Source organism: Streptococcus sp. 2021WUSS126 (assembly GCF_044427255.1).
GTDB lineage: Bacteria > Bacillota > Bacilli > Lactobacillales > Streptococcaceae > Streptococcus > Streptococcus hashimotonensis.
On sequence record NZ_JAOTGI010000025.1, the window covers coordinates 1 to 24,798 of the forward strand.

The 24,798-nt window shown below is 41.3% G+C and carries 33 protein-coding genes; 20 read left to right on the forward strand and 13 right to left on the reverse strand.

The window, feature by feature from the left end:
* Positions 1-296: IS3 family transposase (locus tag ODU39_RS08675; RefSeq protein WP_300972687.1), on the forward strand; the 296-nt coding region annotated here is incomplete at its 5' end.
* A gap of 50 nt (positions 297-346) precedes the next feature.
* Here ODU39_RS08675 and ODU39_RS08680 read toward each other — a convergent pair.
* Positions 347-1,528, reverse strand: a complete 1,182-nt coding sequence (locus tag ODU39_RS08680) for a DUF2974 domain-containing protein (protein ID WP_398580244.1) — start codon at positions 1,526-1,528, stop codon at positions 347-349.
* Positions 1,529-1,697: 169 nt separating this feature from the next.
* Between ODU39_RS08680 and ODU39_RS08685 the strand changes: the two genes are divergently transcribed.
* From ODU39_RS08685 to ODU39_RS08720, 8 genes are all read left to right on the forward strand, one after another.
* A complete protein-coding gene (locus tag ODU39_RS08685; protein ID WP_398580245.1) occupies positions 1,698-2,381 on the forward strand; it encodes a response regulator transcription factor in 684 nt (227 codons plus the stop codon).
* Positions 2,374-3,366 carry a HAMP domain-containing sensor histidine kinase gene (locus tag ODU39_RS08690; protein ID WP_136671483.1) on the forward strand — a complete coding sequence of 331 codons (993 nt, stop codon included), beginning with the start codon at positions 2,374-2,376 and terminating at the stop codon, positions 3,364-3,366. The genes ODU39_RS08685 and ODU39_RS08690 overlap by 8 nt, the downstream gene beginning before the upstream one ends.
* 109 nt (positions 3,367-3,475) lie before the next feature.
* Complete coding sequence (locus ODU39_RS08695; RefSeq protein ID WP_024382815.1) at positions 3,476-4,234, forward strand: ABC transporter ATP-binding protein; 759 nt, start codon at positions 3,476-3,478, stop codon at positions 4,232-4,234.
* A gap of 1 nt (position 4,235) precedes the next feature.
* Positions 4,236-6,245, forward strand: a complete 2,010-nt coding sequence (locus ODU39_RS08700) for an ABC transporter permease (RefSeq protein WP_398580246.1) — start codon at positions 4,236-4,238, stop codon at positions 6,243-6,245.
* 367 nt (positions 6,246-6,612) lie between these two features.
* The gene (locus tag ODU39_RS08705) at positions 6,613-6,777 is read left to right on the forward strand and encodes a membrane protein (protein WP_024386445.1); all 165 of its coding nucleotides are present in this window, start codon (positions 6,613-6,615) and stop codon (positions 6,775-6,777) included.
* A complete protein-coding gene (locus tag ODU39_RS08710) occupies positions 6,774-7,091 on the forward strand; it encodes a PadR family transcriptional regulator (RefSeq protein WP_024387534.1) in 318 nt (105 codons plus the stop codon). Before ODU39_RS08705 ends, ODU39_RS08710 begins: the two co-directional genes overlap by 4 nt.
* A gap of 1 nt (position 7,092) precedes the next feature.
* Entirely contained in the window at positions 7,093-7,887 is a 795-nt protein-coding gene (locus ODU39_RS08715; RefSeq protein ID WP_398580247.1) for a hypothetical protein, read from the forward strand.
* Positions 7,888-8,043: 156 nt separating this feature from the next.
* Positions 8,044-8,754, forward strand: coding sequence for a class I SAM-dependent methyltransferase (locus tag ODU39_RS08720; RefSeq protein WP_398580248.1), 711 nt, complete (start codon positions 8,044-8,046; stop codon positions 8,752-8,754).
* Between the two features lie 649 nt (positions 8,755-9,403).
* On the opposite strand, the gene ODU39_RS08725 is transcribed toward ODU39_RS08720, so the two are convergent.
* From ODU39_RS08725 to ODU39_RS08780, 12 genes are all read right to left on the reverse strand, one after another.
* Complete coding sequence (locus ODU39_RS08725) at positions 9,404-9,613, reverse strand: BOW99_gp33 family protein (RefSeq protein ID WP_398580249.1); 210 nt, start codon at positions 9,611-9,613, stop codon at positions 9,404-9,406.
* Between the two features lie 112 nt (positions 9,614-9,725).
* Complete coding sequence (locus ODU39_RS08730; protein WP_398580250.1) at positions 9,726-10,178, reverse strand: type II toxin-antitoxin system HicB family antitoxin; 453 nt, start codon at positions 10,176-10,178, stop codon at positions 9,726-9,728.
* 39 nt (positions 10,179-10,217) lie between these two features.
* On the reverse strand, positions 10,218-10,400 hold the full coding sequence (locus tag ODU39_RS08735) for a type II toxin-antitoxin system HicA family toxin (RefSeq protein WP_014637653.1): 183 nt from the start codon (positions 10,398-10,400) through the stop codon (positions 10,218-10,220).
* Between the two features lie 185 nt (positions 10,401-10,585).
* Positions 10,586-10,972 (reverse strand): sigma-70 family RNA polymerase sigma factor, encoded by a 387-nt coding sequence (locus tag ODU39_RS08740; RefSeq protein WP_398580251.1) that lies wholly within the window; start codon positions 10,970-10,972, stop codon positions 10,586-10,588.
* A gap of 135 nt (positions 10,973-11,107) precedes the next feature.
* A complete protein-coding gene (locus ODU39_RS08745) occupies positions 11,108-11,608 on the reverse strand; it encodes a hypothetical protein (RefSeq protein ID WP_398580252.1) in 501 nt (166 codons plus the stop codon).
* Positions 11,609-12,128: 520 nt separating this feature from the next.
* On the reverse strand, positions 12,129-13,652 hold the full coding sequence (locus ODU39_RS08750; RefSeq protein WP_398580253.1) for a phage/plasmid primase, P4 family: 1,524 nt from the start codon (positions 13,650-13,652) through the stop codon (positions 12,129-12,131).
* Positions 13,649-14,530 carry a primase alpha helix C-terminal domain-containing protein gene (locus tag ODU39_RS08755; protein WP_398580254.1) on the reverse strand — a complete coding sequence of 294 codons (882 nt, stop codon included), beginning with the start codon at positions 14,528-14,530 and terminating at the stop codon, positions 13,649-13,651. Before ODU39_RS08755 ends, ODU39_RS08750 begins: the two co-directional genes overlap by 4 nt.
* On the reverse strand, positions 14,527-14,799 hold the full coding sequence (locus ODU39_RS08760; RefSeq protein ID WP_105257014.1) for a transcriptional regulator: 273 nt from the start codon (positions 14,797-14,799) through the stop codon (positions 14,527-14,529). Before ODU39_RS08760 ends, ODU39_RS08755 begins: the two co-directional genes overlap by 4 nt.
* Positions 14,792-15,142, reverse strand: a complete 351-nt coding sequence (locus tag ODU39_RS08765) for a hypothetical protein (RefSeq protein ID WP_398580255.1) — start codon at positions 15,140-15,142, stop codon at positions 14,792-14,794. Before ODU39_RS08765 ends, ODU39_RS08760 begins: the two co-directional genes overlap by 8 nt.
* Positions 15,139-15,501 carry a hypothetical protein gene (locus tag ODU39_RS08770; protein ID WP_398580256.1) on the reverse strand — a complete coding sequence of 121 codons (363 nt, stop codon included), beginning with the start codon at positions 15,499-15,501 and terminating at the stop codon, positions 15,139-15,141. The genes ODU39_RS08765 and ODU39_RS08770 overlap by 4 nt, the downstream gene beginning before the upstream one ends.
* 337 nt (positions 15,502-15,838) lie before the next feature.
* On the reverse strand, positions 15,839-16,471 hold the full coding sequence (locus ODU39_RS08775; RefSeq protein ID WP_398580257.1) for a Rha family transcriptional regulator: 633 nt from the start codon (positions 16,469-16,471) through the stop codon (positions 15,839-15,841).
* A 17-nt stretch (positions 16,472-16,488) separates the two neighbouring features.
* Entirely contained in the window at positions 16,489-16,689 is a 201-nt protein-coding gene (locus tag ODU39_RS08780) for a helix-turn-helix transcriptional regulator (RefSeq protein ID WP_029188910.1), read from the reverse strand.
* Between the two features lie 186 nt (positions 16,690-16,875).
* Between ODU39_RS08780 and ODU39_RS08785 the strand changes: the two genes are divergently transcribed.
* The 11 genes from ODU39_RS08785 (at position 16,876) to ODU39_RS08835 (ending at position 24,791) form a co-directional block, all read left to right on the forward strand.
* Complete coding sequence (locus ODU39_RS08785; RefSeq protein WP_398580258.1) at positions 16,876-17,445, forward strand: helix-turn-helix domain-containing protein; 570 nt, start codon at positions 16,876-16,878, stop codon at positions 17,443-17,445.
* Between the two features lie 486 nt (positions 17,446-17,931).
* Positions 17,932-19,077 carry a tyrosine-type recombinase/integrase gene (locus ODU39_RS08790; RefSeq protein WP_398580265.1) on the forward strand — a complete coding sequence of 382 codons (1,146 nt, stop codon included), beginning with the start codon at positions 17,932-17,934 and terminating at the stop codon, positions 19,075-19,077.
* 95 nt (positions 19,078-19,172) lie between these two features.
* The gene (locus tag ODU39_RS08795) at positions 19,173-19,409 is read left to right on the forward strand and encodes a DUF2829 domain-containing protein (RefSeq protein ID WP_004194840.1); all 237 of its coding nucleotides are present in this window, start codon (positions 19,173-19,175) and stop codon (positions 19,407-19,409) included.
* A complete protein-coding gene (locus tag ODU39_RS08800; RefSeq protein WP_398580259.1) occupies positions 19,402-20,100 on the forward strand; it encodes a 3-oxoacyl-ACP reductase in 699 nt (232 codons plus the stop codon). The genes ODU39_RS08795 and ODU39_RS08800 overlap by 8 nt, the downstream gene beginning before the upstream one ends.
* Before the next feature lie 10 nt (positions 20,101-20,110).
* On the forward strand, positions 20,111-20,662 hold the full coding sequence (locus ODU39_RS08805; RefSeq protein WP_172030166.1) for a GNAT family N-acetyltransferase: 552 nt from the start codon (positions 20,111-20,113) through the stop codon (positions 20,660-20,662).
* Positions 20,659-21,132 carry an ASCH domain-containing protein gene (locus ODU39_RS08810; protein ID WP_044758704.1) on the forward strand — a complete coding sequence of 158 codons (474 nt, stop codon included), beginning with the start codon at positions 20,659-20,661 and terminating at the stop codon, positions 21,130-21,132. Before ODU39_RS08805 ends, ODU39_RS08810 begins: the two co-directional genes overlap by 4 nt.
* 65 nt (positions 21,133-21,197) lie before the next feature.
* Complete coding sequence (locus ODU39_RS08815) at positions 21,198-21,512, forward strand: hypothetical protein (protein ID WP_053867289.1); 315 nt, start codon at positions 21,198-21,200, stop codon at positions 21,510-21,512.
* A 313-nt stretch (positions 21,513-21,825) separates the two neighbouring features.
* Complete coding sequence (gene glmU / locus ODU39_RS08820) at positions 21,826-23,208, forward strand: bifunctional UDP-N-acetylglucosamine diphosphorylase/glucosamine-1-phosphate N-acetyltransferase GlmU (RefSeq protein WP_398580260.1); 1,383 nt, start codon at positions 21,826-21,828, stop codon at positions 23,206-23,208.
* Between the two features lie 8 nt (positions 23,209-23,216).
* Positions 23,217-23,762, forward strand: a complete 546-nt coding sequence (locus ODU39_RS08825; protein ID WP_043025385.1) for an NUDIX hydrolase — start codon at positions 23,217-23,219, stop codon at positions 23,760-23,762.
* A gap of 10 nt (positions 23,763-23,772) precedes the next feature.
* Positions 23,773-24,093: a cell wall synthase accessory phosphoprotein MacP gene (macP, locus tag ODU39_RS08830; RefSeq protein ID WP_002936700.1), complete on the forward strand. Its 321-nt coding sequence runs from the start codon at positions 23,773-23,775 to the stop codon at positions 24,091-24,093.
* A gap of 8 nt (positions 24,094-24,101) precedes the next feature.
* Complete coding sequence (locus ODU39_RS08835) at positions 24,102-24,791, forward strand: 5'-methylthioadenosine/adenosylhomocysteine nucleosidase (RefSeq protein ID WP_015647163.1); 690 nt, start codon at positions 24,102-24,104, stop codon at positions 24,789-24,791.
* Positions 24,792-24,798: the final 7 nt, after the last annotated feature.

Consider the following 24,798-nt stretch of genomic DNA (forward strand, 5'->3'; position numbering starts at 1 on the left):
CATTGATTCACAGCGACCGAGGTTCACAATATACTTCGAAAGATTATTACCGTTTAACGACTCAGTATCAGATGACACGCTCTATGTCTCGTGTTGGTAAGTGTATTGACAACGCACCAATTGAGAGCTTCTTTGGGCACTTTAAGACGGAGTGCTATGATTTGAAGAAGTATAAGACTTTTGAGGAGCTGGTGTCAGATATTGATGCCTACATCTATTTTTATAATCATCAACGTTTTCAAGAACGCAACAACGGCCTTGCCCCTCTTGAAATGAGGAACAAGGCCGTCGCCTAATCTTTTATTATTTCATTGTCCACTTGACAGGGAGCAGTTCAGTGGTTGAGCTAGTTTTCTTTATTTTCAGTTGTATTTCTTTGAAACAATTTCCGCCAATCTGGTAGAGAGATTTCAGGGCTTGGAATGGAAGTGCTAATATTGTCCCTCCAAATTTGGTAGCGGGTGTCAAAGAGTAGCCGAATGAGTTTGTCCATCATCTCAGCTTCTTCTGGAGCTACTTCTTTTCTCAGTCGATCAATTTCCTGTAATTTCTGTAGGGGATTTACCGTGATGTCGCTAAAACGTTCAATTCCTGCTTTGATGAAAATGCCGAAAAATAAATCGAAGAAGTCACGTAATTCATCGTCTGTTAAACTAGCCGTCCAAGTTTTTAAGGCTTGGTCTGTTTGTAGGCTATCGCTGGTCAGGGCAGGGGCTAGTTTGAAGTCGCTTCCGTCAACCTCCCAAGAAAAACTGATGTGTTGTAGAATACCGAGGGTATTACTCTGAACGATTTGAGCATTTTCTGGTGTTTCTAACATCATACCGACAATTGAATTCTGGGGAATGACAGGGAAAATCCGTTGGTGAATAGCTTGGTAACTAGGTGCTTCCAAGTGTTTTTTGTGTAAGCCAGGTGAATCAAAGGGATAGATAGCTAGGATTCTATCCTGTTGGTCTGTAGCTTGCTGGCATGCTGCATAGAGGGCTAAATTTCCGCCTTTCGAATGACCGGCCAGATAAAAATGGCCCATCTGCTGCATCATAAGTTTTTCTAAGTAGCCACTCGCTGCACGCTGGGCAGGAATTTCATCCATATAGGTCATGTGGAAGTCTTCCTTCCAACCGATAATGGTGTCATCTGTTCCTCTGAAGCAAGTCACAATTGTTTTTCGGTCAATGCGATAGCTGATTGCTGAAAACTGCTTTTCCTGTTCCAACTGATAATCGTCAACGAAGCCAAATGCCTTGATAGATTTGAAGCGTTTGGATTTGGCTAGAAGTCCAAGTAAGGCTAGGCGGTTTTTGGTCACCATAGAAAAGGGAGGGAAATTATTTTTGTAGGTCTCTTCAAAGGCCGTTGCCAACCGATCAAGTCGTACACCATTTTCTGTAAAAGAGTAGGGGACCAGATTATCAAAAGGGAGGTAGGAAAGTTCGGTCAGAGCCAGAATATCTAGCTTATTGATAGGTTTATCATAAAAATTATCGTATTGAGTTTCTTCAATATAGGTTAATAAATTCGGCATAGGAGTCCTTTCCTTTTTTATCTAGTATAACGAAATATGTGGGGAATGACAAATTTGCACCACTGATGACCTGGTTTTTTAGTCAACTTCTTGTGTAAATGTATAAAAATACTCAAATTTGTTCCAATGTAAGCTATAATAAATGGTAGGGATATGAAAGGAGATAGTTATGCAGAAAATACTTCTTGTTGAGGATGATAAAACCATTAGCCAACTAGTTGCCAAAAACCTGATCAACTGGGGCTATCAGGTTCAAGAGGTCAAGGATTTTCAGACGGTTTTGGACCAGATAAGAGATTTTCAGCCCCATTTGATTTTACTGGATATTGGGCTGCCTTTTTTCAATGGCTATTACTGGTGTCAGGAAATTCGCAAGACATCCCGTGTGCCCATTATGTTTCTGTCTTCCCATGACCAGCCTATGGATATTGTCATGGCAATCAATATGGGGGCGGATGACTATGTGACCAAGCCCTTTGAAATGACGGTTCTCCTGGCCAAAATACAGGGGCTTCTCAGAAGAACCTATGACTTTGTTGGCGAACAAAGTTTACTCTGGTTTGAGGAGATTTCTCTAGACTTAAAGACCATGCAGGTGTCCTATGGACAGGTTGTGGAAGAGCTGACACGAAATGAATTTCAGATATTACGGGTGCTTTTTGAGCATGGCAAGGAGGTGGTCAGCCGTGAGGAGCTGATGAGAGAACTCTGGAACAGTGATATTTTTGTGGATGACAATACTTTGTCGGTTAACATTGCTCGCCTGCGTAAAAAGTTGGCAGAACTGGGTCTGCCAGATGTGATTGCGACCAAGAAAGGAGTAGGCTACGGCCTGGTGTGGACACATGAATAAGGATGATTTTGGCTCATTAGTACCAGGATTTTTGACCTCATGGCTTGGTCATCGCTTGATTTTTCTGATAGCCTACGCCATTTTTGCTGTGGCTATTCTGGCTTATAGTAGCCTCTTTGACATCAAAAGAAACCTGATTTTCTATGCCATCCTCCTCCTCAGTATTTGTTGGATTCTCGCCCTCCTCTGGGATTTTGTCAGGGAAGTTTCTCGTTTTAGAAAAATCTGGCGTGGTCAGAAAGTGGCTACTGGGACAGCCAGTGAGCGTTGTTTGCAGGAGAGAGTGGAGCGACTAGAAGTCCAAAACAAGCTCCTGCTGGAAAAACAACGTCAGGAACAGACAGAATTAGATGACTACTACACCCTGTGGGCCCACCAAATGAAAACGCCTATTGCAGCCAGTCAGCTCTTGGCCAAGGAAGTGGACAGCAGTTCAGTCCGTCATCAGCTAGAATCCGAACTTTTTAAAATCGAACAATATACAGGTTTGGTCTTGAACTACCTCCGTTTACAATCCTTCCATGATGATTTGGTTATTGAATCTGTCAATTTGGAAGAGCTGGTCAGATGTCTGGTCAAGAAATATTCCCTCTTTTTCATTCAGGTCAATACCAGCCTGGATCTGGGTCAGCTGGATAGGAGCGTAAAGACAGACAAACGCTGGCTGGGCCTGTTGATAGAGCAAATTTTATCTAATGCCCTCAAGTATTGTCAGGAAGGGACCATTTCGATTGTTTTGGATGGAGATGATTTGGTCATTCGCGATACGGGAATTGGGATTGCAGAGAGTGACTTGGAACGGGTCTTTGAGCGTGGTTTCTCAGGTTTCAATGGGCGCAGAACCCAGCAATCTTCGGGTCTGGGGCTCTATCTCTCACGGAAAATTGCTGCGGAGCTGGGCTATTCCCTAAAGCTAAAATCAAAAGTGGGGCGGGGAACAGAGGTGCGAATCGGTATCAAAGAAGTGGAGTTGATTTTTGATTAATCTTACAAAACTGTCACGTAAATGAAAGCTAAGGCTATGGTAGTTTATCTTGGGACCGTGTAGAATGAAGGTAGAAAAATGAAGGTAGAAAAAGAAAAGGAGTCAAGTTATGTCAGTTTTAGATGTTCAACACGTTCAAAAGATATACAGTTCTCTCTTTAAGGCGGGACAGGTTGAGGCTTTGAAGGATATTCATTTTACAGTGGAAAAGGGTGAATATGTCGCTATTATGGGTGAGTCTGGTTCTGGAAAATCCACCTTGCTCAATATTTTGGCAACCCTTGATAAGCCAACGCAGGGCAAGGTCCTGCTTAACGGATTGGATACCCAGTCTATCAAGAGCAAGGAAGCGGCAGCCTTTCGTCGGGAGAAATTGGGCTTTGTCTTCCAAGATTTCAATCTCTTGGACACCCTCTCTGTCAAGGACAATGTGCTCTTACCTCTGGTTTTATCCCGCTATCCGATTGATGAGATGAACAAGCGACTCGTTCATACGCTTAATAGCCTGGGAATTGCGACCTTGCAAGACAAGATGCCCTACGAGATTTCGGGTGGTCAGCAGCAGCGAGTTGCGGTGGCGCGTGCCATCATTACCCAGCCAGAAATACTCTTAGCGGATGAGCCGACTGGGGCTCTCGACTCTAAATCAACGGCAACTCTTCTAGATATTTTTGAAAAAATCAACCAAGAAGGGCAAACTATTCTGATGGTAACCCACTCGACAGTAGCAGCTAGTCGTGCCAAACGGGTCCTCTTCATCAAGGATGGCATTCTCTACAATCAAATCTACCGAGGTGAGAGAACCAGTCAGGAAATGTATCAGCTGATTTCAGATACCTTGACACTTATGGCGAATCGAGGTGAGTAGTATGTTTGGACTAACCGTTCGATTGGCTCTGACCAATCTCAAAAAGAACCGCAGACTCTATTTTCCCTATGCCCTGATGACCATTTTGTCCACAGCCATTGCCTATATTTTTGCCTCGCTTGCCTTTCATCCTGATTTAGGTCAGGTCAAGGGGGCCAATGGAGTGATTCAAGTGCTGGGCTTCGGTATGATTGTGGTTATGCTGGCCGTTGCCATCATGGTCTTCTATGCCAATAGTTTTGTTATGAAGCAGCGGTCAAAAGAGTTTGGTGTCTATAGCATTCTTGGTCTGGAGAAAAAACATCTCTTCTTGATGACTTTTCTAGAAAATCTGGTCTTTTCAGTCGGTACCATTCTATCTGGCTTGCTCTTGGGACTGGCTCTAGATAAACTCTTCTATGCCCTCTTGCTGAAAGCTATGCAGATGCCTGTGGTCCTGGCTTCAACCTTCCAGTTGAAAAGTCTAGTCACTGTACTTATCTATCTCTTTGGCATTTTCGCCTTGGTCAGCCTCTTTAATATTGGAAAACTGGGCTTGACCGACTCACTCAAACTGGTTCAAGGTAAGAAGCGTGGGGATAAGAAATCAGGCTTACTCTGGCTACAGACCCTCTTAGCTCTTATCTTATTGGGGGCAGGCTATACCATTGCCCAACTAGTGACCAGTCCGATGCAGGCTATTCCAAGTTTCTTTGGAGCGACTCTTCTGGTTATCCTTGGGACCTACCTGCTCTTCCACGCAGGTGTTATCAGTCTATTAAACTGGCTAAAGAACCGTCAGACCTATTATTATAAGCCAGATAATTTCATTTCTGTATCCAACTTGATTTTCCGTATGCGGAAAAATGCTCTGGGCCTTGCGACCATTACTATCCTCTCTAGCATGTTTTTGGTGACCATGGTTGGAGGACTCAATATTTACATCGGTGGTAAAGATTATATCGCCAATCAAAATCCAAATGATTATTCTATTGATTTTGGAATGCAACCAACCACTTCAAAAGCTCAAACGGAGAAGTGGGAGGAGTGGGCGGAAGCTATCTTAGAAGAGACAGATATTCCTGTTGAAAGTAAGGTGGTCTATCCTTATCAGCAAGCCTATTTTTCTGAGGTGACAAATCAGCAAGTAAAATTTTTGACAGAAAAAGAGTCATGGATGGATTTTTCTAATCAAGTAGGTGTAGGCTATATTTTGGATAAAGCTACATATGAAAAAATGACTAGTCAAAAACTGGAGTTGGCAGCTGACCAAGTGGCCATTTATAGTAAGGGAGTCCAGTATCAAGCTGGTCAAACCCTCACCTTTGATGAAAAGGAGATGAAAGTTGCCCAAGTCTTGCCCAAGAATGTGACCTTGGGACATCTGCCTGACCATGTGACTTTTAATTTTAGTAAGTATTTAGTCATTGTTGTTCAAGATTTGACAATATTTGAAAATCTAGCCGAAAATCGCTATTATATGGGCTTTGAAAGTAGTCTATCAGAAGAAGAGCAGGTAAATAGCCAGGAGGTCTTCTTATCCGGTACCTTTGAAAGTGAGCTTTGGGAGTCCAATATATTACCGAATGGAACGAACGCCATCAGTCTCGCCTACCGTGCCTATGCGATGCGTAGTTTCTTCAGTTTTGCAGGTTCACTTTTCTTCATCGGCCTCTTGCTATCACTCATCTTTTTGATGGCGGTGGTGCTGGTGATTTACTTCAAACAGATTTCAGAAGGCTATGAAGACAGAGATCGCTTCGTCATTATGACCAAGGTTGGTCTGGATGAGGATCAGACGAGACAGTCCATTCGCAAGCAATTGCTGACCGTCTTTTTCCTACCTATCCTACTTGCCTTTGTTCATCTTGCATTTGCCTACAAGATGCTCTCGTCTATCTTGTTGTCTATTGGTGTGGTCAATGCAGGGCTTATGCTGCAAGTAACGGTAGGCATCTGTGGTGGCTATCTCCTCCTTTACCTAGTGGTATATGCCATCACGACACGGTCTTACAAACAAATTATTTCCTAAACTTGGGGCAACCCAAGTTTTTTATGTGTTTTTAGATATGTTGCTACCGTAACTTTTTATTTCCAACTTCCAACAATTTCCCAGATTGTTTGGACACAAACTGCGTTTGTTTTATTTCCCACCTTCAACAGTCTCTCCCCAGACTGTTGAAGCAATCTATCACTGTGCTGAGATGTTGACACAAACTTTGAGTAGTAGTGTTGATTTTTTTACTCATTTTCCACTATTTTGCTTTACATACTAGCTACCTTGTGTTACACTATAGATACAATACTAATAGGTAAAACAAACTAGTGATAGAAGACAAAGAAAATCACTTTTATTTTTACAAGACTAGTGTGTATTACAAACTAGATGGGGAGGCAGTATGAAACTGGATAAGAAAAGTCGGGAAAGTTGGAAACTAGCAGGTATCACGCTTGTGACGGCCATTATAACTGGCTGGGCCTTGGATTCTATTTTGATTTTAGGTATCCTGTTAGCATCAGGCTTGCTGTTTGGATTTTTTACAGATGATGAGGAGGGCTTATGAAAGAAACCCAAATGCTAAAGGGGGTCCTAGACGGCTGTGTCTTACAAATTATCAGTCAGAAGGAGATTTATGGTTATGAGCTGGTTCAGGAGTTGAGAAATCAGGGCTTTGAAAACATGGTCGGAGGGACAGTCTATCCCCTCCTTCAGAAGTTAGAGAAAAATAGCCTGATTCTTAGTCAGAATAAGCCCTCGCCAGACGGACCGGACAGGAAGTATTTTTATCTGACAGACCAGGGAAAGGCTTATCTAGAAGATTTTTGGAGCCAATGGACGGAATTGGTCCAAAAGGTTCAGCGATTGAAAGGAGAGTAGGATGAGCAAACAAATGGAATACCGCAAGCAGATTGAAGTGATTGAAAGCCAGCTGACTAAGGAAAACAAGGAATACATGGGCCGTATCAATGGCTACATGATGATTGCCTCTGTCTTTCACAGGCAGGAAGAAGCAGTGACTGCCCAGCTTTTATCCATTTACCAAGATGTTCTTGAAGCCCAAAAAGACGGGCTTTCGGCGGAGGATTTTCTGGGTAAAGATAGCAAGCAGATGGCGGACGACCTACTCAGCTATCTCCCTCCGATTGGTTTCGTGGAAGTTGCAAACCTGAGTGGCCTCATGCTCATCATTTACCTCGGTAGCCAATGGCTCATGGATTTTGCAGGGACAGGAACCATCTCCCTCAACTGGCTGGACTTGATCTGCGACGCGGTACTTAGCCTCCTCCTCCCAGCAGGGATTTTCCTCATCATTCGCAGTCTGATTTACCAGACCAGCAAAATCAAGGTTTGGGCAAGTTTTCTCTGCATCCCCCTTCTTTTTCTCGTGATTTGTGGACTTCGTCTCTGGGCAATGCCCAAGGAACCTGACCTAGTCTTGACTGGCTGGGGGCTTCTAGTGCCACTCACTTTGCTCGGTCTTGCTCTGCTATTTTTCCAAAAGGAAAAATTAGTCCGCTATGTCTTTTTACCGACCTATCTCTTCATGATTGTTGGCGGTGTGGTAAATATGGTCATGACCGTTCCAGTTTGGCTCAATCTGATGTTGGTCATTCTTCCAGCGATGGCCTTTTGGATTGGAACTGCGGTTTTGTTGGTGAGGAAAAAGAAATAGATGGTATATTTTGGTATAATAAAGAAAAACAGGAGGTGCCTGTATGGAGTTTGAGGAAATTCTTGCATCGAAGACGATTTGCAATGCCATGAAGCCTTGTATTCTGTTTTTCACGAGGATGAGCGGTTGGTTAGTCAAGCTGGATAGTTTGAATTTTTGACCACCTTTCGTGAGTTGGAAAAGTATGTGACTGACCAGTCTAAGATATTGGACATTGGGGCAGGGACGGGAGTTTATTCTTTTCCCCTTGCAAAGATTGCTAAGGAAGTAGTCGCACTAGAGCCTGCCTCTCGAAACTACCAAAGATTGACAGAAAAGATTGTGACTAGCCAGCTCACCAATCTAGCAGCCCAACAGAAAAGCTCCTTGGAACTGGAAGAGTTTCCCAGCGGATATTTCGACATCGTTTTACTATTCGGACCGCTTTACCACCTATCGCAAGTAGCAGACCGTGAGGAAAGTCTTCGCCAAGCTAAGCGACTTCTGGCACCAGGGGGCAAGCTGTTCATCGCCTTTATCAATCATGACATGATACCGATGACAGAAACTGCCCGCAATCCTCATTATCTAACAGCTCAGGACAGCGGTTTTCAGGCAGATAAAGGACGCGTCAAGAATAGACCTTTTGTGTTCTTTACTCTGGAGGAGTGCCGAGAAATGCTGGAACAAGCAGGTCTGTCTATTCTTTCTATCCTTGCCACCGATGGATTTGCTGAAATGCTGGCTCCACAGATCAATGCCATGGATCAGAGGACCTACCAGACCTATCTGGACTGGCATTTTGCTCACTGCAAGGATCCCCATTTACTTGGGGTCAGCAACCATTTTCTATTTATTTGCCAAAAAGATGAATTCACAAAGGAGTAAACCATGACATTTGAAGAGATTCTTTAGAATGTCTAGGAAAGGCTTGAAATAGGCGTTTGTGGGCTATATTTTTGTGGACTTTTAGAAAAATTATAGTCATAAATTTTCTTTAACAGTCTCCCAAAGTCCACAAAAAGGTGAACAAAAAAAGACCTAAAATAGGTCAATAAATCATGAGTTCAGCAGGCAAGAACTAGCACCCCACAAGGTGCTTTTTTCAGGTCTTCTTAATTACCATACAAAAAAGAGGGATACCCCTCCTCGCTATCCCCTCAACCACCAACAGGGGACACCAGCAAAACTAACGACATATTGGCTGGTACGTTTATCACTGAGCGGCATTCAATGTCGCGCTATATTCCGCTCCTTCGCTATCAGAATAGCGGTGGAACCTGTAAAGGATACTATATTTTCATGCTATCATATTCACTTTACAAAAGCAAATCCTAAGTACACTTGATAAGGCGCTTTTTTTAGTTGCTTTTGCTTATCTGATAGGCTTATTATACCAAAAAAGGGAGTGTGTGACCTCACGGGCTAACTCTCCCTAATCGGCTAGACTATGCAAGCCTCCAGCTGTGAATATATTATACCATGTTTATCACGCGCAAATCTACTGTATTTTACTGTTTTTTACTGTATTTTGGTGCTATAGCTTACCCTTTTCTAGCTTCTCTCTAATTATCCTAGCCCATATATCATAAAAAGGATGCCCGTCTGGGATAACAGGGGGATTTTTAGCAAATTCTTCTTGTGATAAAGTTGTTTCTTTTTCTAATATTGTACCGTCTGCTAGTTCAGTACCCTTAGGGACAACGTGGGTTATTATTGGTGTCCATTTTTCTTTAGGTTTAGCCATGTTAAAATTACTCCTTTATTGTGTAAAAATACAAAATAGGGCTAACCTTACACTTTAGCAGTTTATCTGTTTTAGTGTACTGGTTTAGCCCTATCAAATAAGTTAGATAGTGTTAAGCATGAATTTTCTTATCTGCAATAGCATCTGTTAAGGTCTGTGAGAAATTTAGCCCTAACTCACGCCCTAAAGTATCCGCCCAACGTGGAATAGTTAGTGTTTTCTTTACAGGCTCTTGACTGCCTAGATACTCAGCAACGTCAACCATAACCATAGATACAAAAGACTTGCTAGGGTCATAAACTAGCTCTATGTCCTTATCATCACGGAAAGGGTTATTATCAGCCAATGATAAAGCATTAATAGGGGTAGGAGTGGGAATATCACGCCCATTCTCAATATAATCAGCTAGATAAATACCTAACCAATCACTAGCCATTGCCATAGCGTCTGCCATATCTTCGCCCTGAGTTGCTGAATGTTCAAAGTCTGGGAAAGTGACAAAATAAGGGGCGTTAGCTCCGTCTGTATCGTCATAATAAAATAAAGCTGGATAAGTGACAAGCATAGTTTACCTCCAAAATCAAAGACAAGCGAGGGACTGCCTTTATAACAGTCCTGCTTGCTTTTTGATACCCCTTTCGGTGTATTTGTTAATTTCACCGTGGGGAATGGTTATAGGTCGCTCGCCTGCTTTTTCAAGTTTAACGTGAGACCCCTTACCGCCTTTGGTTTTTGTCCAACCATGGGCGGTAAGTAGTTTAACCATTTCTTTTTGTGTCATAGGCATAGCGCTTTTACCTCCTGACAAGATTATTATATCATACGTATTACACGTATTCAAGTAAAAAGAATGATAATTTATCTAATGTTAGTTATCAAAAATAGCCCCTAAAATCGTTTCTAAGGGCTTTTAGTTGCTGTATGGTTAAATTTATCGGACAAGGTAAAACACGCGCTAAAATAGAGATAAATTTAAGCTTGTGGCTGTTCTAGTTGCTTTTGTAACTGCTCTAAGTTCTTAATAGCTTTTTGTCTAATGCTAGAGACTTCTCTATAATCTTTTAGACCGCTTGCCTCTACTAAATGTTTGTCTTTTACTCCTTCGATATATTGTAAGGTTAAAATTTTACGTTGTTTTTCGTCTGATAGTTGATTGATTAAGTCTGTCATACGTTGCCGTTTTGCTTTAATTCCTCGTATTGCTACCAATAATCTTGCTTTTCTCTTTCTAATTCTCCTAGACTGTACTGGATAAGTTTTCTCAAGTTCAAGTTTATCATTTTCTAAACTAGAAATAGCATCTTTCAAATCTCTAATGTCTCTTAGTCGCTCGTTAATTGTCATATTGATTTCAAACATAATTTAATACCTCGCTATGATTATATCAAAAATAGCGCGTGTTCTTTGGTTAGTTCTTTGTTCGATTGAGTAAGTTTATTTGTTTTGGGAACTAATAGAACGTTCTTTATTTGTTTGTTTTGTAAATGCACCCTGTTATTTTAGTCCCCCCAACCAATAGCTCACCCCTTTATCTAAATAGCTAGTAAACTTTCTGTAATGTCTCCAGTATGTCTTGGCTCTCATTCTTTTTGGACGGCTTGGAAAATTATCATAATCTACGTACCCTTTTTCTGGATAATAACTAGGGTCTACCTTTCTAGCCTCTTTCAATGCTAGATTAAAATAATACTGACAATCTGTTTTACTTCGGTTTAATGTTTTCTTGTGGACTTGTTGACACGTTCCACAACTAAAATACAGATACTGTTTATAAAGTTTCCTGCACCGTCTACCACAATTAGGACAAAGAAAGAAGTAGCGAGTACCTCCGTATGTTCCTGGTATGCTAGCTAAATTTATCTGTTGGCTATCATAAGTAGTAGTTAGGTTATTAAGGTCAATAGTGATAGTTTGCCCTCTCAACTGTCCACATGTTTTTGACAACCCTTTTTCTTTTAGTGGTTTGATTATCTTTTCTATGGTTAATTCAATCATCTTATCCCCCCTCCTTATATAGAAAACCCAATTTTATTGATTAAATGACAAAAAGAGGCGCGTGCCTCTCTGTCTCAGTCCTTGGATAGTAGCCTACGGGTGTATCACCAGCCATATAATTTAAGCGGTGCTGTTCAAGTTCCAGTCTGTCTTTTTCCGCTTGTTCTAGGTAGTGGTTTTCAGTCATTTTTAGTCTCTCTTTCTTATTTTAAGATAAATTATGTAAAATTTTGCTATTTGTGACCATCTTTGAAAAAACTTGGTCACACCTTTTAAGCTAGTAGTACCAAGGGTTTAGGTGCTGTCAAAATCTTGTGACCGTCTTTTGAAAAATTATTTATATAGAAAAGATGAAATGATTTCCAACTCCTATATATATAAATAAAAAAGATGGTCACACGGTCACATTTATAAAAAATAAAGGGAAAAAGTCAGTATTATCAAGGGTTTCAGCGTGTGACCGTCTTTGAAAATCTTGGTCACAACTTGGTCACACGGTCACAAACTTTGTACCCTCTTACTATTCTATGTAGTCTCTATGTATCCCTTTTGGTACTCCGCCTAGTTTTCTGCCATAAAATTCGTTTGGATCTAATATTTCATAATCTTCTATTGGTACTCGCCCAGATTTTATTGTATAAGTACCGTCGCTTTCTTTGTTCAGTACAGCAAGCATTTTCTTACCGTAACCGTATAGGTTAGCGTTCTTAATACCCTCATCCTCTGTAAATTCTTCTAGCCATTGCTTGATAATGGGTAGTGGTACATGTTGCAACTCATGATAACCGTTAGGGATATAAGTACCAACGACAAAAGAATAATAAAAATCGTTGTCCTCTTTGTATTCATCTAACATGTTTTTAACTGCTTTAGGTTCAATGAATTTATCAAACTCTGCCATATTTAGGATTTTATAGAGTACCCACTCTAAAAGCTCTTTGTTTTTAATAAAGTCGTCTTTGATTTCTGGGCGCTCCACTGTGCCATTAAAATCAGCGTTAAAGGGTACGATACATAACCGCCTATACCAGCCTTGTGACTTGTTTCGACTTCTAGGGATACCATTTCCAGAAAAGATACATAAAAGGCGATAAGTAGCCTCATAGGGCTGTAAATGTTTAGGGTTGACTTGGATAGTATCGCCTGTAACAATACTCATTAGGTCAGAAACGCTATCAAGGTATTTATCAGAAATATCATCACCAATATTACAAACTTTTCCATTAAGGGCTGAAAGTAGGTGCTGTTCTTGGAATTGGTCGGGTTTTAGGTTGCTGATGTTTTCCTTGCCTATCAGATTTTCTAATAGGGCTTGAAATGTCCCTTTTCCGTTGTTCCCATCTCCAGTTAAAATGACCATCTTTTTGCGCGTGCGGTTGGGGTTGATAGCCTCGTTCATGACTTGCCAAAGTAGTGTGATGATTTCTTTATTTCCACAAGCGAGACTGTCGAGCCACTTATCAAAATCAAACCAGCCACCTAAAAGGGGCTTTTTAGCCTCTGGGTTGCATGCTGTGGTTATTTTTGTTGTGATAACATATTTGGAGCTGAATGGTTCTAATTGTTTGGTATGTAAGTTAAAGATACCATTTCTGACTGGTATTAGATAGCTTTCCTGCATAGGGGGCTTGATTTTTGTTTCTGTTCTTAGAAATATAATCACTTCTTCGGTAAATCTCTTAGATGTTAGTCTGCTGTCAAATTTTAGAATAAGTTTATTGACTATATCACGGCTAGCGATATAATAGCCTAGGTCTAAATGGTAAAAATATAGCTGGCTACTATCGGTCAGCTTACTATATCCAATAAAGGTAAAGTAGCAATTTCTAAGTAAAATATTAGCCACCTCAGCAACACTAGGGCGTGGTATTTTGGTTTCTACCTCGCCTTTTCTGTTGCCTTTGGTGATTTCCTTTTCCTCTTTGTGTTCATCTCGCCATGTCTCACCTAATGACTGTAACAGTTGGTATAGTTCTTTCATGGTTTGGGGCTTTTTAATCTGTTTAGCATTATCTAATTCCTGTTGTAATTCATTGATATTCACATTCTCGACCTCTTTCTAATTTCAGATTTTACAATACTTTCAAAAGTTCTATCTAGCTCTCTTTGTGGTATGGGAGTATTAGTAACGCTATTAGCTATCTGTGCAAGCTCATAGGCTGTTTCTATGTCACAATCAACCCATTCATTAAGTAGCAGCCCCACAAAGCGCGTGAGTGCTATGTTACGCCCTCCCTCGTCTCCAAAGCCATGTAACAGGGTATTTATCACGCGCATTGTGATAGATTTCTGACCGTTGGTTTTAGGTGTGTAAGGAGTAGTGCTCTTTTGAGTTGCTCGGTTCTGCCTTGCTCGGTTCTGCCTTGCTTTTGGTACTGGATAATCTTCCCCATGGTTAATATAGCGCAGATATTCTTCTGGGTCGCCTGTGGTTACAGGTAAGCCTTGTAACTGTGACCATGTAAGACTTGCCATATCAAACGGTAACCCAACCTTATCCGCTATCTCCTTGACTACCTGCTTATAGGTTGTCTCATTCATGTTATGGCTAGGCTTTACTACAAGCCTATAACGGGGCTTTTCTGCGGTGTGTTTGATAGTTGGGTAAATAATATAACTATACTCCCAAAGTCGCTCAGAAATGGTTTTAGGTAGGTTTACGCCTGTATCTATCTCATCATAATCTAGGAAAATCAAATCACGATAAATAAGACTTGCATTGTTTCGCTTATAGCTACCGTTTTTCTCTGGCGTGACTTTACCACTTAAACAGTAGGGGGCTTGTGTTCGCTTATATTCTTCTAAATCAGTACCTTTAGGGACTTCCAAGGGTTTAAAATTAGAGATATATTCAAAAGGTTCTAGCTTTCCCTTGTATGGATAAAGTAAAGACCCAAAGCCACGGGTTTCATATATTGTCATTTCTCAGCTCCTAAAAATATTAAAAGGTCGTCGATTTTATAAAAGACTTTGCGCGTGTCCTCGATAGGGGGAGTTAGCCTTTTCAAACCTGCACGCTCCCAACGTTGCAAAGTTTTATAATCTACGTCCAGCTCGTCTTTTATCTGTTTGGGAGTGATCAAGCCTGTTATACGTGGTTTGGGCTTTAGATAATTTTTTAGAAATTCAGATATAAGCTTTAATATGCCACGTTTTAGACTATTTTCGCTCTCTTTGCTTAGGCTAAACATTCATATCAGCCCCTTTCAGTAGTTTCTTATAGCTGTCAAGGTCAGCATTTAACAAAACACTTAGGCGCTTTTGTTCTTCTTGTACTTGATTGTAAAAGGCTTTAGCGCCATCTAATAGCTCCGCCTTATCTGCTGGGATAAAGTAACCACGATTAAAGCCATGTCTTACGCCAATGATAGGGGCACCGTAGCGCGTGATTAAACGGCTAATGATACTTTGTACTGTCCTTTCCTCTAACTTCAAAATAAGGGCTATCTCTGCCCCTGTGATGGGGTTGTCAGCTCCTACCTTGATAAGATTAAGCACGCCCCTATAATTCTCTGGTAGCGGTGGTAGTGTCATTCTGTTACCTCCCTTGTGCTGAACTGTCCCCAAAAATCTGATAGAGATTGATTAGGTTTTCGTTCTGCCCCAATGGAGGGTAGGTTATTTACTGCTCTGTAAATAATGTTCTCTAACATGTCATCACCTAAGCTATCACAAGCCTGTTCATAGGTATCTGCAAACTTGCGCTTAATGTTGTAATAGCACATAGTCACGTTGTAAATGACTGTGTTAGCTACCCTAGTGCCATATAGAGCCGTTAACCTCCTGTGGGCTTGTTCCTCACTTCGTTTTTGCTGTTGTATTCTATCCCATTGCTTGGTGGTATAATTTTCTTTCTTGGCTATAAAAATGCTAGCCTTTGCTAGTGTTGTCAATTTGTTATCCTCGTTTTCTTACTTTTTTGTTAAAAGGTCGTTTTCAAATTGGTTTCTTGTGTTATGCTCTTTTTAAGAGTTAGTTCTCTCCGTATGGTCAAGATACTTAAATCATGATATAATCTAAGTATCAGTAAATTACTAAAATCCCTTTAATAACGGCTTGCCTGCTGTTATTGGATTTAGTTTAATTGTGTGAAAAGGCTTGGAACTTTGGTCGGTTGCATAAGCCTTTTTTGTTGCTTTCACGCGCCTTGTATGGTGCGTTTCTAGTCATCTTTTGGGCTGTCTGTAGTAAATGCCCATAGTAAAAGGTGTAGTAGTGCTGATAGTAAGCCTATTGTGATACCTCCGTTTTCTGTCTGAATACCATGGTTTTTATATCCTGGTAAGTCATGCCTAGGTTAATCATAGCGATAGCCATATCCTCCAAGGCTTGGTATCTGACTAGCTCAGCACTTGTTAAGCTATCAATGCCATTATGTCCGCCACGTTGTGCCATAAGTTGTTTTTTATTTAATCCGCTAGCGCCTTTTAGTAGCAAGTTGTTAATGGTTGGGTGCGCGTGCTTTGGTGCTTGTTCCCATGTCTCTATGCTATCATGTAAGGTTTTACGCTTGGGCTTTTCTAGTGCCCTCTGATAGCGGAACTCTGCCACCTCATTACGTAGCTCAAAGAATGCTTTGACTAGGTTTGTTTTGAACTCTCTAACGGGTTCTGTATTGCCTAGATAGGTGACCAATAGTGTTGCTTGTTGCTCGTTTAACCTATAAACTTTTCTAGGTCGCCCACCTAATGAACCTTTTTCGGGTTTATGGATTTCAAATGACAAAACCCCAAAAACTTCTAAATCCTTTTTATGATTATCAATTAGCTTTCTGACTGAAATATTATCAATTTCAGCATGTTCTGCTATGATGTCGTGTGTTGTATACGGCTCTTTCTTGCCGTCCATGTAAACTATGTTCATAGGTTGCCTGCTCCTTTCTAGCTGTAAAATAGTTCATCAATGGTGATATCTGGCTTAACTTCCGCGACAATGGTCTTGAGTGCTCTCTTTTCCTTGTCATTAAATGGGGTCTTGCCTGTTTCTTTGTTGTTGTATGACTGCAAAGAAATATCTAGCTTGTCCGCCATAGCTTGCTGGGTTAGCCCTAACATGACCCGATAGCCTTTGAGTTTACTCATGCCGTTCTCCTTTCTTTGAAAAATCCCCCCTCCATAGATTGAAAGTGTAAAAGGTTGTGGAGGGAAATACACAATTTTGTTGTGCTTGGTTTGAATGATACACAATAATTTTATCCTTGTCAACTGTTTTTTGATAAAATACACAAAAAAAGTGTACTTTTTTCAAATTATGGTATATAATCACTTTTGAAAGGTCGTGAAAATATGAATAGATTGAAAGAATTAAGGCAAGAAAAAAAGCTATCTCAGAAAGAGTTAGCTAAAAAAATTGGTGTGCATTATAGAACTTTACAAAATTGGGAAAATGGAGAAAGCCAAATCAAACCAGACAAAGCTCAGCAACTAGCTGATTATTTTAGTGTACATATTCCGTTTTTACTGGGTTACTCCCCTACAAGAACAGCAGAAGAAGAAATATCTATGATGATTGATGATTTTAATAATGATTTTATTGAGTTTCTAAAACATCATGATTTATATTTGTCAGATAATCAAATTCCTTTAATTATCAATACAATGTATTCCATGTCAAATATCAATGATAGATACCTAATGAATTATATGAAACATAAAGATTTCGAAGGCTTAGAGATTGCTAAAAATATGGAGTTCAACAAACTTTTTGAATATAGCTCATTTTGGGACATGCAATACAATGGATTAAAGGTGACTAGTAAGTTTTCTGAAAAACCAGATAAAATATATAGTATTTCCGAATTTCAAGACTTACTCAAAAATTCAGAGTGTGAAGATTAACCACTATCAAACTTCATGTATAAATACCTAGCAAAACCACGCGCCTATATAGGCTTATATGCTCGCATTTTCCAACATTTCAAAATCTGAAAGATAGGTTTTTCTAGGTTTTCTGTATGCCATACGCTGAAAAATGTCTAGTTTTGTCTAGTTTTGTAAATACTCTTTTTAACATGTTTCAACAAAATAGTATTTTTAGTAGTTAGCGCGTGGTTTCAACTCTAGCTACCTTTACAAAATCTATACATACCTTAGTAGCTTATCGCTCATTTTATGACCTGTTAAAAGGTCTAAAATTATGATTGTCCAAATATACGCCTAAAACGCCCATAATCGCTTTCTACCCCTCAAGTATATAAAATTATCAACTTATCCAAAACAAACGAAAATAGGGCTATTCTCGTAAGCCTCAGCATGATATAAACCTAATAACTCAAAATCTTTTTAATAACGGCTTGCCTGCTGATGTTTAGAAAGGTTCATATCGTGAAAATTACAGAAGTCAAAAAGAAAAACGGTACGATCGTGTACCGTGCTAGTGTTTATTTAGGTACTGACCAGGTAACAGGTAAGAGATCTAAAACAAGCGTAACAGGTAGGACAAGAAAAGAAACTAGGCAGAAAGCAAAGCACGCGCAAGACGATTTTATTTCTAATGGCTACACGGTTACTAAAGTTGTGCCAGTAAGGAATTATCAAGAATTGGCTGAGTTATGGCTAGAAAGCTACCAACTAACTGTAAAGCCTCAAACATTCATTGCAACTAAGAGAATGCTCTATAATCACTTAATACCAGTCTTTGGCGTTTTGAAATTAAATAAGCTATCTGTTAGCTATATTCAAGGTTTTATTAATGATTTATCTAGAGAGTTGGTACATTATAGTGTTGTACACTCAATCAATAGGCGTGTCTTACAATATGGGGTATCTCTCCAGTTATTGCCATTCAATCCTGCGCGTGATGTCATATTGCCAAAAGTACCAAAAAAGGAAAATAAGGCTATTAAGTTCATAGCTCCAAAAGATTTAAAAGCGTTAATGGCTTACATGGAAAAGCTAGCCAATAAGAAATTTAGCTATTTCTTTGATTATGTTCTATACAGCGTTTTACTTGCCACTGGTTGCCGATTTGGAGAAGTAGTAGCCCTAGAATGGTCTGATATTGACCTAGAGAATGGAACTATCAGCATAACCAAAAATTACAGTAGACTATTAAAGTTAATCGGTACGCCAAAGAGTAAGGCAGGGGTTAGGGTCATCAGCATAGACAAGACAACAATCAATCTGCTACGACTTTACAAGAGTAGACAACGACAATTATTTATCGAGACTGGGGCGCGTGTTTCTGCTGTGGTGTTTGCGACACCTACGAAAGAATACCAAAACATGGCGACTAGACAGGAAAGCCTAGATAGGCGCATTGCTGAAGTTGGTATCCCTAGATTTACCTTTCACGCTTTCCGACATACTCACGCTAGTTTATTGCTAAATGCTGGTATCAGCTATAAAGAATTACAATACCGCCTAGGTCATGCAACATTAGCTATGACCATGGACATTTACGGACACCTTTCCATGGACAAAGAAAAAGAGGCAGTTTCTTATTACGAAAAAGCCATAAATTCTTTATAACTCCACAAAAAGGTGAACAAATTTTATTTTTTGAACTCATAGGTCGATTGAAAAGCCTATTAAATCAACGTTTATAGACAACAAAGGAGTAAACCATGACATTTGAAGAGATTTTACCAGGCTTGAAGGCCAAGAAAAAGTACGTTCGCACAGGCTGGGGCGGGGCGGAGAACTACGTCCAGCTCTTTGACACGATTGAGGTTCACGGGCAAAAACTGGAGGCGACGCCCTATTTCCTCATCAACGTGACAGGCGAGGGCGAAGGCTTCTCCATGTGGAGCCCGACCCCCTGCGATGTCCTTGCGACCGACTGGGTAGAAGTCCATGACTAAGACAGCCCTTATCACCGGCGTTTCCAGCGGCATTGGACTAGCGCAGGCGGAGATTTTTTTGGAAAATGGCTGGCGTGTCTACGGGATTGATCAGGCCAGCAAGCCTGATTTGGCAGGGGACTTCCACTTTCTACAGCTGGACCTGATTGGCGATTTATCACCAGTCTTTTCGTGGTGCCAGACAGTTGATGTCCTCTGTAATACCGCAGGCATTCTAGATGATTACCGTCCCCACCTTGATATTGAGGAGGATGAATTAGCTCGCATCTTCGCGGTTAATTTTTTTGCGGTGACCAGACTAACCCGCCCCTATCTGCAGCAAATGGTGGACAGACAGTCCGGCATCATTATCAATATGTGCTCCATTGCTTCCAGTCTAGCAGGTGGAGGAGGCTCTGCCTATACTGCCTCCAAGCACGCTTTGGCAGGATTTACCAAGCAGCTGGCACTGGACTATGCCAAGGACAAGGTCCAGGTCTTCGGCATCGCCCCTGGTGCCGTTCAGACAGGCATGACCCAGAAGGATTTTGAGCCTGGTGGGCTGGCGGACTGGGTGGCAGACCAGACCCCTATCGGACGCTGGACCCAGCCCAGCGAAATCGCAGAGCTGACCTTCATGCTGGCTACTGGCAAACTCGCTTCCATGCAAGGCCAGATTGTCACTATTGACGGTGGCTGGAGTTTGAAGTAGGGGGAATGTTATGATTCTTGAATCTAATCGTCTTTTGCTTCGTCCTTGGAGCGAGGCAGACGCAGCTGACTTATTTTCTCAGGCCAGTCATCCTGAAGTTGGTCCCGCAGCGGGTTGGCCAGTTCATCAGAGTCTGGAAGAAAGTCGAGAGATTATCAAGACAGTTCTCAGCCAACCCGAAACCTATGCCCTTGTCCTCAAAGAAACAGGTCAGGTCATTGGCAGTATTGGCCTGATGATTGGCAAGCAGAGTGGTCTTGATTTACCTGATTCAGAAGCCGAACTGGGCTATTGGCTTGGTCAATCGTTTTGGGGACAGGGTCTCATTCCAGAAGCTAGTCAAGTTTTACTGGATTACGGATTTGCCCAGTTGAGTTTAGATAAGATTTGGTGTTGTGCATTTGTAGAAAATAGCAAGTCTCTGCGTGTACAAGAAAAGCTGGGTTTTGTATACCAATACCTCTTGGAAGATGTACATTTCCCGCTCATTGATGAAGTCCGTACCGAACGAGTGAGTTTATTGACGAGAGAGGAATGGTATTCTAGAAAGGAAAAACCATGACACCTACACAACTCTGGCAAGATTTTCTTGCCTCCAATCCCCAAGCAGGTCCTGAGCCAGAGGCTTGGGCCTTTGGGGCGGAAGCTGATCGACTGGCTGACTTGGTGGCCAGGGGCATAAAAACTTCGACCAGCTCTGCTCATGCCCTCTACGCAGTAGAGGGAGAAGAAATCCCAAGAGCTGGTGGCTATGACATCATTCTGGACGGACAAGGTCAGGCTGTGTGCATTATCCAGACCACCAAGGTCTATGTGACGCCCTTTTCCCAAGTGACGGAAAATCATGCCTATAAGGAGGGCGAGTTCCGTCAGGAAGGTGACTTGTCTGACATAAAAGCGAAAAGTCTGATCCACTGGCGACAGGTCCATGAAGAGCTTTTCACTATCTGGCTGGAAGAAGCAGGCCTGTCCTTCTCAGAAGATATGCTAGTCGTCTGTGAAGAATTTGAATTAGTTTACCCTAAAAACTAGGTTCTTGCTTGTTTATTTTTAGTTATTTATATTATAATAATATAAAATTAAACAAGGAGGTTCCTATGGATAAGGAACGTGTCATCAATTTATTGGACCAGCTTTCTTCTATTCTTGCTGGAAAAGAGGAGGAGATTGGCAAAGAGAAGACAGGGAAGTTGCAGTCGGTCTTGCTTGTTGCCAAGGAAGATGTGGCTAGTAAGGAAGGAGTGGCTTTGGCAAATAGTTTGTCAGGCTTTGTGCAGACCATTTCTAATGCTAGTCTTCCAGGTGCCAATCTCCGTTTTACAGACCAAGAACGCCCTGTTTGGGAAGAGTTTAAAGCCTTGACAGAGAAAGCAAGAGAAGATGGTCAACGAGGTCTTCATCTAATATTCTAAGGAGCTCAGGCTCCTTTTTCTATCCTAGATTGTAGCATCTTTCTTGAACCTGGCATCAAAACAGTCCAGTGGGTTTAGGCTATTCAGTGAAGTGCCTCAACCTAAACCTAGAAAGGTAAAAGTGAGGAAAAGGTTGAGAAGCTGGCGGTAGTCAGTTCACATCATTCAGGAACTATAGTTAGCCCAGACTAGATGCTTGGAAGTGAGAGGGCTACTTTGCATTTTGTCGAGTTCTCTTTCACTTCTTCCGCTATTTTCCAAAAACATCAAAATTTGCTATAATAGGAGTATATCATTGAAAAGAGAGAAAACTATGAGCAATAACTATGCAATTATCCTAGCGGCGGGTAAGGGAACTCGCATGAAGTCTGACTTGCCAAAGGTCTTACACAAAGTGGCAGGAATTACCATGTTGGAGCATGTCAAACGGGCTGTAGATGCTATGGAACCTGCTAAAACAGTAACCATTGTCGGTCACAAGGCAGAATTGGTGCAGACTGTTCTCGAAGGGCAGTCAGAGTTTGCCCTTCAATCTGAACAGTTGGGGACAGGCCACGCCGTTATGATGGCTGAGCCAGCTCTTGCAGGTTTGGAAGGTCAGACCCTTGTTATCGCAGGGGATACTCCGCTGATTACAGGAGAAAGCTTGAAGAACCTCATTAACTTCCATGTCAGCCACAAGAACGTTGCGACTATCTTGACAGCTCAGGCTGATAACCCATTCGGATATGGTCGGATTATTCGCAATGCTGATGGGGAAGTGCAAAAAATTGTTGAACAAAAAGATGCCAGTGACTTTGAAAAACAAGTGAAAGAAATCAATACAGGAACCTATTTGTTTGATAATAAACGTCTTTTTGAAGCGCTTAAAGATATTAATACGGACAATGCCCAAGGTGAGTACTATCTGACAGATGTTATTTCGATTTTCCGTCAGGCAGGCGAAAAGGTTGGTGCCTATGTATTGCGTGATTTTGATGAAAGTTTGGGTGTCAATGATCGTGTCGCTCTAGCGACTGCAGAAGCTGTGATGCGCAAGCGAATCAATGAAAAACACATGATTAACGGAGTAACTTTTGTTAATCCAGAAGCGACTTATATTGACATCGATGTGGAAATCGGTGCAGAAGCTGTTATTGAAGCTAACGTTGTCTTGAAAGGGCAGACAGTCATTGGAGAACGTACAGTTTTAACCAATGGTACACGTGTACGTGATGCGAAAATTGCTGCAGATGTCGTCATCAGCAACTCAGACATTGAAGAATCTGTCATTGAAGAAGGGGTGACGGTAGGACCATACGCCCATATTCGTCCAGGTAGTCTTTTGAAAAAAGATGTTCATGTTGGAAACTTTGTGGAAATCAAGGCCTCTACACTTGGTCAAGGAACGAAGTCTGGTCATTTGACCTACCTAGGAAATGCAACGATTGGCAATAATGTTAACGTTGGTGCTGGCACCATCACTGTCAATTACGACGGTAAAAATAAATTTAAAACAACCGTTGGAGATAATGCCTTTGTTGGCTCTAACTCAACCATTATCGCACCAGTAACTATTGGGGACAATGCCTTGTTGGCTGCAGGTTCTGTTATTACAAAAGATATTCCAGAGGATGCCATCGGTATTGGTCGTGGTCGTCAAGAAAACAAAGAAGGTTATGCGACTCGTTTTCCGTTCCATCCAAGTCAAAAATAGGTAATCGTATGAATTTTGAAGAAAAAACCATTGAGCGGACAGAAATTTTTAAAGGGCACATTTTTGATGTAGTAGTAGATGATGTTGCCCTGCCAAATGGTGGAACTGGTAAGCGCGAACTCATTTTCCACAAGGGAGCAGTTTGCGTTTTAGCCGTCACTCCAGAAGGTAAAATGATTTTAGTCAAACAATACCGCAAGGCTATTGAACGTACTATTTATGAAATTCCGGCGGGGAAATTGGAGCTGGGCGAAGAAGATACGCTTGAAGATGCTGCTTTGCGTGAATTAGAAGAAGAAACAGGCTATACTAGTGACAAACTGACCTTGTTGGCAGATTTCTATTCAGCCATCGGTTTTTGTAATGAACGAATTCGCCTTTATTTAGCAGATAACCTTATCAAGGTTGAAAATCCTCGTCCAATGGATGAAGATGAGGTTATCGAATTACATGAGGTAACCTTGGAAGAGGCTTTGAACTTGTTGGCTACTGGCGATATTTGTGATGCAAAGACCATCATGGCTATCCAATATTTACAACTCATGAGAAAGTAGGAAACTAGCAATGGGCAAGCCCTTGTTGACGGATGAAATTTTAGAGAAAGTGAAAAAGAAACAGTATTCCGACCAATCTAGCCAGTTTGGACACTATCGTCCAAACCAGGATATATCAATGGATGATGCTCTATTCGATCCATATCTAGAAGAAGATTATCAGGGATATGAAGAGGGACAAACGATCCGAATCCCGGTCAAACCTACTGTAGTAAAAAGTCGCCGTATCGAAACCATCAAGCGAGAAGCTTTCCGCAGTAAGGTAAACAAAATCCTTTTTTGGGTCATCATCTTACTGATAATGTTTATCATTGCAGTATTATTTATTTAGGAGAAGAGATGAAATTTGGAATTATCGCAGCCATGCCTCAGGAATTAAAGATTTTGGTCGAGCATCTACAAGATGCAACTGAAATCGATGTCTTGGGTCGAACTTACTATCAGGGACGAATCGGTCAACATGAAGTCGTTCTTGTTCAGTCAGGTATCGGTAAGGTTATGTCAGCTATGTCCGTGGCTGTTTTGGCAGATCGTTTTTCAGTTGATGTCATTGTTAATACTGGCTCGGCAGGAGCTGTTGCCGAAGGTATTGCCATCGGTGATGTGGTTGTAGCAAATCAATTGGCTTACCATGATGTCGATGTGACAGCTTTTGGCTATGCTTACGGGCAAATGGCAGGGCAGGAATTGTATTATCCAGCAGACCAAGTCTTGTTAGAACAGCTAAGAACCGTTTTAGCAGAGCAGGAAATGATTAGCCATGTGGGTCTGATTGTGACAGGTGACAGTTTTATCGCAGGTCAGGAGAGAATCGCTACAATCAAAACTCATTTTCCAGAAGTCCTTGCCGTAGAGATGGAAGGAGCAGCTATCGCTCAAGCAGCTGTCAATACAGGTAAGCCATTCTTGGTTATCCGAGCCATGAGTGATACAGCTCAGGGAGATGCCAATATCACCTTTGATGAATTTATTATTCAAGCAGGAGAACGCTCTGCCCAGACCTTGATTGCCTTTCTGGAGAAAAATTAAGCAGATT